The organism is Cellulosimicrobium sp. TH-20 (genome assembly GCF_002105775.1).
Classification (GTDB): Bacteria; Actinomycetota; Actinomycetes; order Actinomycetales; family Cellulomonadaceae; genus Cellulosimicrobium; species Cellulosimicrobium funkei.
In genome coordinates, this window is the sequence record NZ_CP020857.1 from 2,483,332 (window position 1) to 2,498,746 (window position 15,415).

Annotated in this window: 12 protein-coding genes and 1 tRNA gene; 7 read left to right on the top strand and 6 right to left on the bottom strand. The window is 74.0% G+C overall.

Going from position 1 to position 15,415, the window contains the following annotated elements; genetic code table 11:
- Nucleotides 1-61: 61 nt before the first annotated feature.
- Both def and B8281_RS10935 read left to right on the top strand, forming a co-directional pair.
- The gene (gene def, locus B8281_RS10930; RefSeq protein ID WP_021481144.1) at nucleotides 62-547 is read left to right on the top strand and encodes a peptide deformylase; all 486 of its coding nucleotides are present in this window, start codon (nucleotides 62-64) and stop codon (nucleotides 545-547) included.
- A 168-nt stretch (nucleotides 548-715) separates the two neighbouring features.
- Nucleotides 716-1,216, top strand: coding sequence for a DUF3145 domain-containing protein (locus B8281_RS10935; RefSeq protein WP_021481145.1), 501 nt, complete (start codon nucleotides 716-718; stop codon nucleotides 1,214-1,216).
- 112 nt (nucleotides 1,217-1,328) lie between these two features.
- On the opposite strand, the gene B8281_RS10940 is transcribed toward B8281_RS10935, so the two are convergent.
- The 5 genes from B8281_RS10940 to B8281_RS10960 all read right to left on the bottom strand — a co-directional run bounded on the left by B8281_RS10940 (nucleotide 1,329) and on the right by B8281_RS10960 (nucleotide 6,405).
- Entirely contained in the window at nucleotides 1,329-2,573 is a 1,245-nt protein-coding gene (locus B8281_RS10940; protein WP_085387721.1) for a beta-ketoacyl synthase, read from the bottom strand.
- Between the two features lie 97 nt (nucleotides 2,574-2,670).
- Entirely contained in the window at nucleotides 2,671-2,919 is a 249-nt protein-coding gene (locus tag B8281_RS10945) for an acyl carrier protein (protein ID WP_021482065.1), read from the bottom strand.
- Nucleotides 2,920-3,082: 163 nt separating this feature from the next.
- Entirely contained in the window at nucleotides 3,083-4,090 is a 1,008-nt protein-coding gene (locus tag B8281_RS10950; RefSeq protein WP_034651764.1) for a beta-ketoacyl-ACP synthase III, read from the bottom strand.
- Nucleotides 4,087-5,073, bottom strand: a complete 987-nt coding sequence (locus B8281_RS10955) for an ACP S-malonyltransferase (RefSeq protein ID WP_043654919.1) — start codon at nucleotides 5,071-5,073, stop codon at nucleotides 4,087-4,089. The genes B8281_RS10950 and B8281_RS10955 overlap by 4 nt, the downstream gene beginning before the upstream one ends.
- A gap of 132 nt (nucleotides 5,074-5,205) precedes the next feature.
- Nucleotides 5,206-6,405 (bottom strand): CdaR family transcriptional regulator, encoded by a 1,200-nt coding sequence (locus B8281_RS10960; RefSeq protein WP_034651758.1) that lies wholly within the window; start codon nucleotides 6,403-6,405, stop codon nucleotides 5,206-5,208.
- A gap of 119 nt (nucleotides 6,406-6,524) precedes the next feature.
- Here B8281_RS10960 and B8281_RS10965 point away from each other — a divergent pair, with 119 nt between their 5' ends.
- Nucleotides 6,525-7,211: a hypothetical protein gene (locus B8281_RS10965; RefSeq protein ID WP_034651756.1), complete on the top strand. Its 687-nt coding sequence runs from the start codon at nucleotides 6,525-6,527 to the stop codon at nucleotides 7,209-7,211.
- Nucleotides 7,212-7,296: 85 nt separating this feature from the next.
- On the opposite strand, the gene aceE is transcribed toward B8281_RS10965, so the two are convergent.
- Entirely contained in the window at nucleotides 7,297-10,059 is a 2,763-nt protein-coding gene (aceE, locus tag B8281_RS10970; RefSeq protein ID WP_034655442.1) for a pyruvate dehydrogenase (acetyl-transferring), homodimeric type, read from the bottom strand.
- 431 nt (nucleotides 10,060-10,490) lie between these two features.
- Between aceE and B8281_RS10975 the strand changes: the two genes are divergently transcribed.
- The 4 genes from B8281_RS10975 (at nucleotide 10,491) to B8281_RS10990 (ending at nucleotide 15,399) form a co-directional block, all read left to right on the top strand.
- Nucleotides 10,491-10,904: a DUF3052 domain-containing protein gene (locus B8281_RS10975; protein ID WP_031316633.1), complete on the top strand. Its 414-nt coding sequence runs from the start codon at nucleotides 10,491-10,493 to the stop codon at nucleotides 10,902-10,904.
- Complete coding sequence (locus tag B8281_RS10980) at nucleotides 10,888-11,385, top strand: peroxiredoxin (protein ID WP_085387722.1); 498 nt, start codon at nucleotides 10,888-10,890, stop codon at nucleotides 11,383-11,385. Before B8281_RS10975 ends, B8281_RS10980 begins: the two co-directional genes overlap by 17 nt.
- A 69-nt stretch (nucleotides 11,386-11,454) precedes the next feature.
- A tRNA-Val gene (locus B8281_RS10985) sits at nucleotides 11,455-11,528 on the top strand.
- A gap of 142 nt (nucleotides 11,529-11,670) precedes the next feature.
- On the top strand, nucleotides 11,671-15,399 hold the full coding sequence (locus B8281_RS10990) for a DUF4132 domain-containing protein (RefSeq protein ID WP_085387723.1): 3,729 nt from the start codon (nucleotides 11,671-11,673) through the stop codon (nucleotides 15,397-15,399).
- Nucleotides 15,400-15,415 lie beyond the last annotated feature (16 nt).

Consider the following 15,415-nt stretch of genomic DNA (forward strand, 5'->3'; position numbering starts at 1 on the left):
CCCCGGTGCGAGGCCGGGGACGACGGCCGGACGTCGTCGTGCGCATGGAAGAATGGTGACCATGGCGATGAGAGAGATCCGGACCATCCCGGACCCCGTGCTCCGCACCCCCTGCGACGAGATCACCACCATCGACGACCGGGTGCGCTCTCTCGTCGCCGACCTCGTCGAGACGGTCGACCACGAGGGACGCGCGGGGCTCGCCGCCAACCAGATCGGCGTCAACCTCCGGGCGTTCTCGTGGAACATCGACGACGAGATCGGGTACGTGCTCAACCCGCGCATCGTCGAGCTGTCCGACGACTACCAGGACGGCGACGAGGGCTGCCTCTCGGTCCCCGACCTCTGGTACCCGACGCGTCGCGCCTGGTACGCGCGCGTGGTCGGCACCGACCTCGACGGCAACGAGGTCGTGGTCGAGGGGACCGAGCTCATGGCCCGGTGCCTCCAGCACGAGTGCGACCACCTCGACGGCATGCTCTACCTGGACCGGCTCGACCGCTCCGTGCGCAAGAAGGCGATGCGCGAGCTGCGCGAGCACCTCTGACGGGGTTGTGCCCGGTCGGTCCCGGGCACGCCCGCCCGATCTCTCGCGCGCACGCGCGATGTCGTGCAAGATGAGCACGAGACACGCCGCGACACCTGTGCGAGCGCTGTGGACCCGCCCTGGGTGAGGACGTTGGGGAAGACGAAACCTCGACCTAGGGAGGCAGACATGGCCGGTGCCATCACCCGCGGTGTTCTTTACGTGCACTCAGCACCGCGTGCTCTGTGCCCGCACATGGAGTGGGCCGCGGGCAACGTCCTCGGCGTGCGCGTGTCGCTCGACTGGACCGAGCAGCCCGCCGCGCGCGGCCTCTACCGGGCCGAGTACTCGTGGCAGGGGCCGCAGGGGACGGGCGCCAGGCTGGCCTCCGCGCTGCGCGGGTGGTCCCACCTGCGGTACGAGGTGACCGAGGAGCCCAGCCACGGGGTCGACGGCGGCCGCTGGTCCCACACGCCCGACCTCGGCATCTTCTACGCCCAGACGGACGTGCACGGGAACATCGTCGTGCCCGAGGACCGGATCCGGGCCGCGCTCGAGCAGGTGAGCGAGCCCTGGGCCATGCGCGACGCCCTCCACCTCGCGCTCGGCAAGGCCTGGGACGACGAGCTCGAGCCGTTCCGCTACGCCGGCGCGGGCGCGCCGGTGCGCTGGCTGCACCGCGTCGGCTGACGCTCGCGCGCGCCTGTCGGCAGCGACTGCCCACGAACGCCCGTCCGCAGGGACGACGAAGGGCGCCTCCCCGAGGTCGGGGAGGCGCCCTTCGCGTCGTCGTGGTGCGTGGTCAGACGCTGGCCACGGCGAGGGCGACGTTGTGGCCCCCGAAGCCGAACGAGTTGTTGATCGCGACGACGTTGCCGCTCGGCAGCGGCGCGGGCGTGTCGCGCACGAGCGGCACCTGGAGCTCCGGGTCGGGGTTCGTCACGTTGATCGTCGGGGGAGCGAGGCGCTCCGCGACGGCCTTGATCGTGAAGATCGACTCGAGCGCGCCGGCGCCGCCGAGGAGGTGCCCGGTCATCGACTTGGTGGCCGAGAGCAGCACGTGGTCGGCGTCGTCGCCCAGGAGCGAGCGGATGGAGCGGGTCTCGGTGAGGTCGCCCACCTTGGTCGAGGTCGCGTGCGCGTTGACGTGCACGACGTCCCGCCCGGTGACACCGGCCTCCTCGAGCGCACGGCGCATCGCCGCGACCTGGCCCCGGCCCTCCGGGTCGGGAGAGGTGATGTGGTAGGCGTCGGAGGACAGCCCGACGCCCGCGAGGCGCGCGTAGACGCGGGCGCCGCGGGCCGCGGCGTGCTCGGCGCTCTCGAGGACGACGACGCCCGAGCCCTCGCCGATGACGAAGCCGTCGCGGTCGACGTCGTACGGGCGCGACGCGCCCTGGGGGTCGTCGTTGCGCAGCGAGAGCGTGCGCGAGGCGGCGAAGGCCGCCATCGGCATGGGGTGGATCGTGGCCTCGGTGCCGCCGGCGACGACGACGTCCGCGCGGCCCGCGCGGATCATGTCGACGCCGTAGCCGATCGCCTCGGCGCCGGACGCGCACGCGGAGACGAGAGCGTGGGCGCCCGCCCGGGCACCGAGCTCGAGCGAGACGTACGCGGTGGGCGAGTTCGGCATGAGCATGGGCACGGTCATGGGCAGCATGCGGCGCGCGCCGCGCTCCCGCAGCGTGTCCCAGCCGTCGAGCGTGGTCCAGATGCCGCCGATGCCCGACGACACGACCGTGCCGAGCCGGTCGCCGTCGACCTCGGGGCTGCCCGCGTCCGCCCACGCCTCGCGCGCGGCGATGATCGCGTACTGCGTGGAGGGGTCCATGCGCTTGATCTCGGGGCGCGCGAGGACCTCGGCCGGGTCGACCTTGATCGTCGCGGCGAACGTCACCGGGATCTCGTAGCGCTCCGCCCAGTCGTTCTCGAGCGTGCGCGCGCCGGACTCGCCGGCCAGTGCCGCGGCCCAGGTGGAGGGCACGTCGCCGCCGAGCGGCGTGGTGGCGCCGAGGCCGGTGACGACGACTTCAGTAGCGGCAGACATGGTGCTCCTCGGGGGTTGCGGCGGGGGCGGGAGGACGAGCGGGCCGGCGTGGGTGACGCCGGCCCGCCCGCAGGCCTGCGAGGCAGGCGGGGCGTGCTCAGGCCTGGGCGCCCGTGATGAAGGACACGGCGTCGCCGACCGTCGTGAGGTTCTTGACCTCGTCGTCCGGGATGCGGACCCCGAACTTGTCCTCGGCGTGGGTGACGATCGTCATCATCGACAGCGAGTCGATGTCGAGGTCGTCGGTGAAGGACTTCTCGAGCGCGACGGCGTCGGTCGGCAGACCCGTCTCCTCGGCGACGATCTCCGCGAGGCCGGCGAGGACTTCCTGCTCGGTGTAGGCCATGGTTTCTCCTTGTCGTGGGGCCGGCGGCGACCGGTCCCGGTGGCGGTGCCCGGTGGGTGTGCCGGGCGGTACTTCGTCAGACGGTGCGCGCGACGGACGGGTCCGCCGACGGCGTGGGTCCTCCCCGCGGGGAGGGCGGCCGTCCGTCCAGGGTGATTCTCCCCTACGGCAGCACGACCACCTGCGCCGCGTAGACGAGCCCGGCGCCGAACCCGATCTGGAGGGCGAGGTCGCCGGAGCGGACCTGCCCCTCGTCGAGCAGGCGCCGGGTCGCGAGGGGGATCGAGGCGGCCGACGTGTTGCCGGTCTCCGCGATGTCCCGGGCGACCGCGACGGACGCGGGGAGCTCGAGCTGCTTGATCATCTGGTCGATGATCCGCATGTTCGCCTGGTGCGGCACGAACGCGCCGATGTCGGCCGGGGCGACCCCGGCCTCGGCCATCGCCTTGGCGGCGACGGGGGCCATCTGGAACGCGGCCCACTTGAACACGCTCTGACCGTCCTGGCGCAGCGTGGGCCACCCGAGCGAGGGGTCCTCGCGCAGGTCCGACCACGCGTGCGTCTGGCGGATCGCCTGCGCCTTGCCGCCGTCGGAGCCCCACACCGTCGGGCCGATGCCCGGGGTGTCGGACGGCCCGACGATGGCGGCGCCGGCGCCGTCGCCCAGGAGGAACGAGATCGAGCGGTCGGTCGGGTCGATGAAGTCGCTCATCTTCTCCGCGCCGACCACGAGCACGTGCGTCGCGATGCCGGCACGCACGAGGGCGTCGGCCTGCGCGATGGCGTAGGCGTAGCCCGCGCACGCGGCGGAGACGTCGAACGCGGCGGCGGGCGTCGCGCCGAGGCGCTCCGCGAGCACCGCCGCGGCTGCGGGGGTCTGGTGGAAGTACGTGACCGTGGAGACGATCACCGCGTCGACGTCGGCGCCCTGGAGGCCCGCCCGGGCGAGCGCGTCGCGCGCCGCGGCCTCGGACAGGTCGAGGACGTCGACGTCGGCGCCCGCACGACGCCGCGTGACGATCCCGGTGCGCTGGCGGATCCACTCGTCGGAGGAGTCGATCGGGCCGGCGATGTCGTCGTTCGTGACGACGTTCTCGCCGCGCACCCCGCCGATCGCGAGGATGCGCGAGTGCGCCGGCCCGGTGGCCTGGCGCAGGGTCGCGCCGCTCACGCGTCGACGCCCGTGGCCGCGCCGGCCGCCACCGAGTGCCGGGCGACGAGGTCGCGAGCGGCCTCGACGTCGTCGGGCGACTTCACGGCCACGGCCTCGACACCCTTGAGCGAGCGGCGGGCGAGACCCGTGAGGACGCCTCCGGGCGCGAGCTCGAGCAGCGCGGTGACGCCGAGTTCCGCGAGGGTCTCCTGGCACAGGTCCCAGCGCACGGGCGCCGCGATCTGCGCGGTGAGGCGGCGGACGACGTCGCGCGCCTTGCCGTACGTGCTGCCCTCGATGTCGATGGTCCCGTAGGACTCGCCGTCGGCGTTGGACAGGAGCGGCAGGCGCGGGTCGGCGACGTCCCACGACGCGGCGACCGGCTCGAACTCCTCGAGCGCCGGCTGCATGAAGGGCGTGTGGAAGGCGCCCGCGACCTGGAGCGGGATGACGCGCGCCTTCGCGGGCGGGTTCTCCGCGAGGGCGGCGAGGTGGTCGAGGGCGCCGGCGGCGACGACCTGCCCGCCGCCGTTGACGTTCGCGGGCCACAGGTGGGCCGCCTCGATCGCGGCGAGGACCTCCTCCGGGTCGCCCCCGACGACGGCGCTCATGCCGGTGGGCGTCGCGGCGGCGGCCGCGGCCATGGCGCGCGCGCGGTGCGCGACGAGCCCGACGGCGCCGGTGTCCGTCAGCGCCCCCGCGACGGCCGCGGCGGCGAGCTCGCCGACCGAGTGCCCGGCGGTCACGTCGACGACGTCGGCGGTGTCGCGCCCGTCGAGGATCACGCGGAGCGCGACGAGCGACGACGCGACGATGAGCGGCTGCGCGACGGCCGTGTCACGGATCGTGTCGGCGTCCGACTCCGTCCCGTGCGCGCGCAGGTCGAGGCCCGCGGCCTCGCCGAACGCGGAGACCTGGTCGGCGACGCCGGTCAGCTCGAGCCAGGGGGCGAGCATTCCGGGGGACTGGGAGCCCTGTCCAGGGCACAAGACGGCGAGCACCCGTCAACTGTGCCAACGCGAGGGCCGTGCGCCACGTCACGACGCGCACCAACCTTGCGGAGGGTGGTTGTGCCGAACCTACAAGGCGTCGCAGGCGGGGAGCTCGCGGGACGTGGGGGGGCGCCCGGCTCCTCAGCGGACCGTCGAGAGCTGCCCGAGCGCGAGCGCGACCTGCAGCACGAACGACTCGCGGGCGTCCAGCGGGTCCCAGCCGGTGATCTCCGAGACCTTGCGCAGGCGGTAGCGCACGGTGTTGGGGTGCACGTACAGGGACCGGGCCGCCGCCTCGAGCGACCGGCCCGTGCCGAGGTAGGCGGACAGCGTCTCGAGCACCGAGCCCGTCGCCTCGGCGAGCGGGCGGTACGCCTGGGCGACGAGCGTGCGTCGCGCCGTGGTGTCACCGGTGAGGACGCGCTCCGGGAGCAGGTCGTCGGCGAGCACCGGGCGCGGGGCCTGCGGCCAGGCGGGCGCGGCCCGCAGCCCCGCGAGCGCGGCCTGCGCCGAGCGCGCGGCCTCCTCCAGCCCGGGGACCGTCGGCCCGATGACGACCGGGCCGGGGCCGAAGCGGGGCAGGAGCGACGCCGCGGCGGCCTGGAGGTCGCCCTCGCCGCCGAGCACGAGGACGAGCCGGTCGCCGTGGATGCCCACGAGCGCGTCGCCCGCCGCGCGGCGCGTCGCCCGGCGCAGCTCCGCCGTCCGGACCTCGTCGAGCGTCGCGGCGATCGTGCCCGCCATGACGAGCGTCGAGCCGTGGCCGCCCCAGCCGAGCGCCGAGACGCGCGACCGCAGCGAGTCGTCGCCGTCGCCGCGGATGAGCGCGTCCACGACGAGGGCCTCCAGGCGCGCGTCCCACGCGCCGCGGACCTCCGCGGCGCGGGCGTAGACCTCGGCCGCGGAGAACGCCACCTCCCGGGAGTAGCGCAGCACGGCCTCGCGCAGGTCGCGCTCGCCGCCCGGCGCCGCGAGCTGGTCCGAGTACGCCTCGACGACCTCGACGACGATGCGGACGAGCTGGAGCGTGTTCTGGAGCGAGATCGAGCGCGTGAGCTCGGGCGGGGCCGCGGCGAAGATGTCGCTCACGCCGTGCGGCGGGGCCTGCGGGTCCGCGTACCACGTGACGAACGCCGTGATGCCGGACTGCGCGACGAGACCCACGTAGGAGCGGTCCTCGGCCGGGAGCTCGCGGTACCAGCGGATCTCGTCGTCGAGCCGGCGCAGCGCGGCGGACATGAGCAGGCCGCTGCCGTCGCGCAGGCGCTGGAGGTTGTCCGCGTTGCCGGCCGGGCTCGTCGGGGTCGGCGCGGTCGCCGGGGTCCTGGGGGTGGCCGTCACGCGCCGAGCATACGGCCGGGGTTGTGGACAGTCCACAAAGCGTGCGCCGTGGCGGCCGCCGGGTCGCCGGGGGACCGGGTCGCTGGGTGAGCACCCGGACGACCCGCTAGGGTCGGGGAATGGCACTCATGCCCCGACTTCGACAGCTCATGCGTCGGCCGACGTCCGCGTCGACCGTCGGCACGCGCCGCCCACGGTCCGGGGAGAAGCGTGGCGACACGGTCCACGAGGACGCGCTGCGGGCGATGCTCGTCGACGACCCCAACGACGAGCGGGCCTTCCGCGCGCTCGCGGAGCTGGTCCGCCGTCGCGCCGCGGAGGGACCGACCACGGACGACCCGCTCGCCGCCCCGGCGGACGAGACGGAGAAGCAGCGCGCCGCCGACCTCGCGGTCTGGGCGCTCGCCGAAGAGCTCGCCGGGCACCCCCGTGGGTGGTACCCGCTCGTGGAGCTCGGCCGCCTCTCCCTCGACGACGACCCGGAGGCGGCCCTGCGCCGCTTCGCGACGGCCGCGGAGCGCGACCCCTCGGGGCACGCGCTCGCGCAGTCCATGGAGGTGCTGCGCACGGCGGGCCTGCCGGTCGAGGCGCTGGGCCTCGGCGTCGGCCACTGGCGCGCCCGCGAGCACGAGGCCGAGGTCGGGCGCCAGCTCGTCCTCGCGGCCATCGAGGCCGACCGGCCCCTCGACGCCCGCCATCACCTCGAGTCGCTCGTCGAGTACGGCGACCCCCGGGGCGTCGCGCCGCTGCGCGCGGACCTCGAGCGCGCCGTCGCCCAGGCCGAGCAGCACCGCGCCGGGACCTGACCTACGGCGTCCGGCACCTTCCGGAGACGACGACGGCCGGTCACCCCGCGGGGTGACCGGCCGTCGTCGTCTCAGGCGGTGGCCGTCAGGCCTCGCCGCCCGCGTTGCCGGACGTGCCGGCGGTGACGTCCATCAGGCGGTACTTCTCGATCGCCCGGGCCGACGCGTCCGCGGGGACCTTGCCCTGCTTGGCGAGCGCCTGGAGCGTGCGCACGACGACGGACGGGCCGTCGATCTTGAAGTGCCGGCGGGCCGCCGCGCGCGTGTCCGAGAACCCGAAGCCGTCGGCGCCGAGCACCTCGTAGTCGCCCGGGACCCACTTGCGGATCTGGTCGGGGACCAGGTGGTCGTAGTCGCTCGTCGCGACGAACGGCCCCTCGGCACCGGAGAGCTTCTCCGTGACGAACGGGACGCGCGCGGGCGCGGCCGGGTCGAGGAACGCGGCCTGGTCGGCGGCGAGCGCGTCGCGTCGCAGCTCGTTCCAGCTCGTCACGCTCCACACGTCCGCCGCGACGCCCCAGTCCTCCCGCAGGAGCTGCTGCGCCTCGAGCGCCCACGGCACGCCGACGCCCGACGCGAGGATCTGGGCGCGCGGCCCGTCGCCCTCGCCCACGGAGATGCGGTGGATGCCCTTGAGGATGCCCTCGACGTCCACGTCCTCCGGCTCGGCCGGCTGGACCATCGGCTCGTTGTACACCGTGAGGTAGTACATGACGTTCTGGTCGCGGCCGTCCGCGCCCACGCCGTGCTCGCCGGGGCCGAACATGCGCTCGATGCCGTCGCGCACGATGTGCCGGATCTCGTAGCCGAACGCCGGGTCGTACTGGACGATCGCGGTGTTCGTGCCCGCGAGGAGCGGCGAGTGGCCGTCGGCGTGCTGCAAGCCCTCGCCCGTGAGCGTGGTGCGGCCCGCGGTCGCGCCGATGATGAAGCCGCGCGTGAGCTGGTCGCCCGCCGCCCAGAACTGGTCGCCGGTGCGCTGGAAGCCGAACATCGAGTAGAAGATGTAGAACGGCACCATGATCTCGCCCTGCGTGGCGTAGGACGTGCCGACCGACTGGAAGGCGGCCGCGGAGCCCGCCTCGTTGATGCCGGTGTGCATGATCTGCCCGGCCTCGGACTCCTTGTAGCTCAGCATGAGCTCACGGTCCACGGCGAGGTAGTGCTGGCCCTGGGTGTTGAAGATCTTCGCCGACGGGAAGATCGAGTCCAGGCCGAACGTGCGGGCCTCGTCGGGGATGATCGGCACGACGCGCTTGCCGAACTCCTTGTCCTTGATGAGGTCCTTGAGCAGGCGGACGAACGCCATCGTCGTGGCGATCTCCTGCTGGCCCGAGCCCTTCTTGAGGATCTCGTAGGACTTGTCGCCGGGCAGCGTGATCGGCTTCGGCGACGAGCGGCGCTCGGGCACGAACCCGCCCAGCTGCTGGCGCCGGTTCAGCAGGTACTGGATCTCCGGCGCGTCGGGGCCCGGGTGGAAGTACGGGGGCTCGTACGGGTTGGCGTCGAGCTCCTCGTCCGTGATCGGGATCCGCAGGGAGTCGCGCAGCGCCTTGAGGTCGGCCAGGCCGACCTTCTTCATCTGGTGCGTCGCGTTGCGGCCCGCGAACGACGGCCCGAGCGCGTAGCCCTTGACCGTGTGCGCGAGGATCACGGTCGGCTGGCCCGTGTGGGCGCGCGCCGCCGCGTAGGCCGCGTAGATCTTGCGGTAGTCGTGGCCGCCGCGCTTGAGGTTCCAGATGTCGTCGTCGGTCATGTTCTCGACGAGCGCCTTCGTCCGCGGGTCGCGGCCGAAGAAGTGCTCGCGGATGAACGCGCCGGACTCCGCACGGTACGTCTGGTAGTCGCCGTCGGGCGTGACGTTCATGAGGTTGACCAGGGCGCGGTCCTTGTCCGCGTTGAGCAGGACGTCCCACTCGCGGCCCCAGATGACCTTGATGACGTTCCAGCCCGCGCCGCGGAACTGCGCCTCGAGCTCCTGGATGATCTTGCCGTTGCCGCGCACCGGGCCGTCGAGGCGCTGCAGGTTGCAGTTCACGACGAAGGTCAGGTTGTCGAGCTGCTGCTGCGCCGCGAGCTGGAGCATGCCGCGCGACTCGGGCTCGTCCATCTCGCCGTCGCCGAGGAACGCCCACACGTCCTGCTGCTCCGTGTCACGGATCCCGCGGTTGTGCAGGTACTTGTCCGTCCACGCCTGGTAGATCGCGCTCGCCGGGCCGAGACCCATGGAGACGGTCGGGTACTCCCAGAAGTCGGGCATGAGCCGCGGGTGCGGGTACGACGGCAGGCCGCCGCCCGGGTGCGACTTCTCCTGGCGGAACCCGTCGAGCTGGTCCGCGGAGAGGCGGCCCTCGAGGAAGGCGCGCGCGTACACGCCGGGGGAAGCGTGGCCCTGGAAGTAGACCTGGTCGCCGCCGCCGGGGTGGTCCTTGCCGCGGAAGAAGTGGTTCAGGCCCACCTCGTACAGCGTCGCCACCGAGGCGTAGGAGGAGATGTGGCCGCCGACGCCGATGCCGGGCCGCTGCGCCCGCGTCACCATGACGGCGGCGTTCCAGCGGATCCACGAGCGGTAGCGGCGCTCCAGCGCCTCGTCGCCGGGGAAGTAGGGCTCCTCGTGCACACCGATGGTGTTCACGTAGGGGGTGGTCAGGGAGGTCGGGACGGCGACGTTGCGCTCCCGGGCCCTCTTGAGCAGGTTCAGCAGGACGTAGCGGGCGCGCGGGCCCCCGCGGTCGTCGATCAGGCCGTCGAGGGCCTCGACCCACTCGCCGGTCTCGGCGGGGTCGAAGTCCGGAACCTGGCTGAGCAGACCGTTGATCAGCGGTCCGGTCTCGTCGTACGAAGCCACCAGCAACCTCATATCTCGTCGGATGCCGGGCGCTCGGCCGCGCGGTACACGGCCGACACCCGTCTCGGGCCCACTCCGGGCACGCGGCCGCGGCCGCTGGTGGCGACCGCGCCTCTTCACGAGACCAGGGTGGTCTACCCATTGTGTTCACAACGCGCGCGTAAGTCACACCATCGGGTGGTCAAGAGGGCGTGATTTCGGCGACACGGGGCGGACGGCGTGCGCGCCGCCGTCGTGCGGCCGCCCGGCCGTGCCCGGCCACGGCCGACGACCCGCGCGACGGCCGTCCGTGGGCGGTGCCTTGCCAAGCACCGCACCCTGCGGTGGGCTACCTTTGCCAGACACGGCAGGTCGTCGTGCGCGCGGGCGCCCGCCCGGGCGCGCGCGACGGCCCACCGCACGGACAGGACGAGGAAAGGAACGACACGACAGTGACCGACACCGTAGGGCCCAGCGGGGCGGACCGACTGGGGTTCGCGCCCGGCAACGTGGTCCAGGAGTTCGGCTGGGCGGACGACGTCGACGACGACCTGCGCGGTGAGCTCGAGGAGCTCGTCGGCGGCGAGCTCGTCGACGAGGACTACGACGACGTCACGGACGGCGTGGTCGTGTGGTTCCGCCAGGACGACGGCGACCTCACCGACCTGCTCGTGGACGTCCAGACCGTGCTCGACGACGGCGGTCTCATCTGGGTGCTCACCCCGAAGCCCGGCCGGCCCGGCCACGTGGGCCACAACGACATCCAGGAGGCCGCGACCACGGCCGGGCTGCACGCGACGAGCACGTTCGCCATCGCGCCCGACTGGTCCGCGACGAAGCTCGGGACCCGTGGCCGCGGTCGCTGACGACGCCGCGACGACCGGGCGCACGACGCCGCCCGGTCCGGGCGACCCGGCGCCCGACTTCACGCTGCCGGACACCCACGGCACGCCCGTCCACCTCGCGGACCTGCGGGGTGGGCCGGTGCTCCTCGTGTTCTACCCCTTCGCGTTCTCGGGGATCTGCACGGGCGAGCTGTGCGAGCTGCGCGACAACCTCGAGGAGTTCGAGGCGGCCGGCGTCACCCTGCTCGGCATCTCGTGCGACTCGGTGTTCGCGCAGAAGGCGTGGACGGCGCAGGAGGGCTTCGAGTTCGACCTGCTCTCCGACTTCTGGCCGCACGGGGACGTCGCACGGGCCTACGGCGTCCTCGACGAGGACAACGGCCTCGGGCTGCGTGGCTCGTTCCTGCTCGACGCCGACGGGATCGTCCGGTGGTCGGTCGTCAACCCGCGCGGGCAGCGTCGTGACCTCGACGGTTACCGACGGGCGCTGGAACAGCTCTGAGCCCCGAGTGCCCGGCGGTCGTGGCCGGTGGCGGGGTGCCGACCCGGTAGGCTGTGCTCCGCCGTTCCAGGGCCTGTAGCTCAGCTGGTTAGAGCGCCACGCTTACACCGTGGATGTCGGGGGTTCGAGTCCCTCCGGGCCCACCCACACCTCCCTCCCCGCCGGTCATGGTCGTGCCGTGCTGCGACATGGCACCCGTCGCCCGTGCGAGCGCAGCGCGCCGTGTCGGCGGCCGCCCCTAGCATCGGGCCCACCAGCAGCGACGACGTGACGGTGAGGTAGAGGGTGCTCGAGAAGGTCAAGGGTCTGTTCCGGCGTGACGAGGGGCAGACGGGAGGCGACCGCCCGAGCGCTCGGCTCGTCGACGCCCTGAAGGTGCTCGCCGTCGCCTCGCCGGAGCTCGCGGACCGCGCGGTCGCGTACGTGCACCGGGGTGAGGGACCGGAGGTGCTGCTCGAGCTGGAGGCGCTGCGGGGCGGCGACGTCGAAGCCCTCCTCGGCCGTCCCGGCCAGTCCGGGGTCTACTCGTGGACGACCCCCGCCCAGGACGACCGGCTGAAGGCCGCCGTGCCGGGGTGGACGTCGGCGAAGGCGGTCACCGCGCGCTCCAACCTCTACACGCTCTCGGACTCCGTCACCGTCCCGGAGCTCGTGCGCCTCGGCCGCGTCCTCAGCGCGGTCTCGTCCGAGGTGGACCGCGAGCGGGCGTCGGACCCGCGCTGGCTCACCACGCTCGTCAACGACATGTCGCGGCGCGCGAACGAACGCCGGCACGGCCAGAAGGGCAAGGGCGCGCCCGACCGCTGGACGCCGGACCTGCTCGTGGCCCTCGCGGTCGAGGGCGGCGTGCCGGAGGCGGACGCGCCGGCGGTGGTGCTGCGCGAGTTGTTCGAGCGGCCGGCGTCGGCAGGCTGGGCGTCGCGGCACCTGGGCCCGGCGCTGCTGGGCGACCCGGCGCGGGAGTTCGTCGTCGCGCACCTGGACGTCGCGACGCGGGTGCTGCCGGGGGTGAGCGCCGCGGGGCGTGGTGAGCTCGTGGCGCTCGTCGCGGCGGACCCGGCGGCGACCGAGACGCTCGCCCCGCTGCTCGCCGTGCTCGCCGCGGACACGAGCAAGGCGGTGCGCGAGGCGGCGGTCGCCGCGCTCGTCCCGCTCCCCGCGGCGCGGCAGCGCGAGCTCCTCGCCCCTCTGCTCACGTCGCTCCCGGCCTCGCGCGTCGGCGCCGTGGTGACGCGGCTCGCCCAGGTCGACGGCGGTCTGGCCGCCCTGGAGGAGGCGGCCGAGCGGTCGACGGGCGCCCGGGCGACGCTGCTGCGCGACACCGTCGAGCGAGCGCGTGTGCTCGACGCCGCGCAGGAGGACGAGCCCGAGATCGACGTGCCGCCCTTCGCGCCGCTGCCGGAGACGGTGCTCGGCGACGAGTTCGTGCGCGCCGCGCGGGCCGCGATCGACACCGCCCTCGAGCGCGCCCGCGCCGACCAGGCGGCGCACGCAGGGAAGAAGGACGACGACGGGTGGCCGCGGTGGCGCCGTCTGACCGTCGAGCAGGACCTCAAGGAGCTGCCCGGCATCACCGACGACGACCTCCGGGTCTTCGCGGCGTTCCTGTCCGGGACGAGCGCCCGGCGCCCCGGCGGCGTCGTCATGCGCCGGCTGTCCGCGCCGGGCGTCTTCTCGCGCCTCCCCGGCATCACGCTCCTGCACCGGCTGCGGCTGCAGGGGAACGAGGGACGCGGGCGCAGCGAGCGGTTCGGCTGGTACCGGCTCCACGAGGGCGACCTGCTCGACGTCGACCTGCGCGTCCTCGACGAGGCGCTGCGGCGCGTCGGACGCGACGACGCCGGGGCGCTGGTCGACGAGCTGTACTTCTCGACCTGGTGGGCGACCGACACGGTGACGCCCGAGCACGCGTGGCCCTACTACGCGGGGCACCTCGACCGGCTCGCCGCCGCGCTCGACGACCGCGAGCGCACGTACGGCAGCGCCAAGCCGGCCCGGGCGCTCGCGGTGCTCGCCCAGCTGCCGCAGGTCCCGCGCCGGTTCCTGCCGCGCCTGACCGAGCTCGCACTGGGTGAGGGCCGCACCTATCGTGCGACGGCGCAGGCGGCCCTGAGCACGCACCCCGGGGTGCGCGGGCTGGCCGAGCAGGGCCTGGGGAACGGCCGGTCCGAGGTGCGCCGCAGCGCGGCGGAGTGGCTCGCCCGGCTCGGCGACGTCGACGCGGTGCCTGCGCTGCGCGCCGCGCTGGGCAAGGAGCGCAGCGAGGTCGTGCGCGCCGCGCTCCTCACGGCGCTCGAGGCGCTGGGCGAGGACATCTCGGCCGACCTCGCGCCCGAGGCGCTGCTCGCGGAGGCGACCAAGGGCCTGCGCGCGAAGAAGCCGGTCAGCATGGCGTGGTTCGACCTCGACGCGCTGCCCGCGGCCCGCTGGGCGGCGGACGGCTCGCCGGTGGACCCGACGGTCCTGCGCTGGTGGGTCGTGCTCGCGGTCAAGCTCAAGGACCCGAGCGGTGCCGGGCTGCTGGAGCGGTACCTGTCGCTGCTCCAGGAGGAGGACCGCGCACGGCTCGGCAGCCACGTGCTCGCGGCGTGGGTCGCGCAGGACACGCGCAACCCCTCGCCGCAGGAGAGCGACGGGTACGCGACGGCCGGTGCCCAGCTGCGGTACGACCAGTACCAGGCCTGGGCCAAGCGCTCGCCCGAGCACTACTCGGTCGAGGCGTCCAAGACGCTCGAGGACCACCACCGCGACCTGTACCGCGAGCACCAGGCCACGTACGTCGGCTCGGCGGTCAAGGACAAGGGTCTGCTCGCGCTGACCGTCGCGATGCCGGGCGCCGAGCTCGCCGCGACGTTCCAGCGCTACGCGAAGGCGCACGTCGGGCGTCGCGCGCAGACCGAGGCGCTCGTGCACGCGCTCGCGGCGAACGGGCAGCCGGCCGCGATCCAGGAGCTCCTCGCCGTCTCGCGGCGGTTCCGCCAGGCGACGGTCCAGGAGACCGCGCAGCGGCTCGCGGGCGAGCTCGCGGAGCGGCGCGGCTGGACGGCGGACCAGCTCGCCGACCGCACCGTCCAGACCGCGGGCTTCGAGGACGATGGCCTGCTCCACCTCGACCTCGGCTCCCGGGAGTACGTCGGGCGCATCACCCCCGCGTTCACGCTCGAGCTCACGAGCGACGCCGGCAAGGTGGTCAAGGCGCTCCCGGCGCCCCGGGCGCAGGACGACCCCGAGCTCGTCGCGGCCGCCAAGAAGCAGCTCACCGCGAGCCGCAAGGAGCTCAAGGCCGTGGTCGCCCTGCAGAACCAGCGGCTCTACGAGGCGATGTGCGTGGGCCGCACGTGGACGGCGTCGGAGTGGCAGGAGTACCTCCTCGGTCACCCCGTGATGTCGCGCCTCGTCGAGCGGCTCGTCTGGGTCGAGAACCCCGGGACGGAGGGTGCCCGCCCGTTCCGGCCCGACGGCGGCGCGCTCGTCGACGCCGACGACGAGGACGTGGAGCTCGGGGAGGGGTCCACGGTCGGGCTCGCGCACGCCGTCCTGCTCGGCCCGGAGGCGACGGCGGCCTGGACGGCGCACCTGGCGGACTACGAGGTCACCCCGCTCTTCGCGCAGCTCGACGTCGCGACGCCCGACGTCCCCGCGGGCGCGACCGCGATCGACGACCACAAGGGCTGGTTCTCCGACAGCTTCTCGATCCGCGGGCGCGCCACGAAGCGGGGCTACTCCCGCTCGCAGGCCGAGGACGCCGGGTGGTTCAGCGCGTACACCAAGGCGTTCACGAGCGCGGGGATCGTCGTGCAGATCGAGTTCACGGGGTCGTTCGTCCCGGAGGAGAACATCCCGGCCGCGGTGACGGCGCTGACGTTCGAGCGGACGGGCCGCGGCTCCGGACGGGGGACCGCGCGGATCGCGGACCTGCCGCCCGTCCTCGTCGCGGAGGCCTACCGGGACTATGTGGCGGTGGCCGAGGCGGGTTCGTTCGACCCCGACTGGGAGCGGAAGAGCCAGTGGTGACCCGCCGGACGCTCCC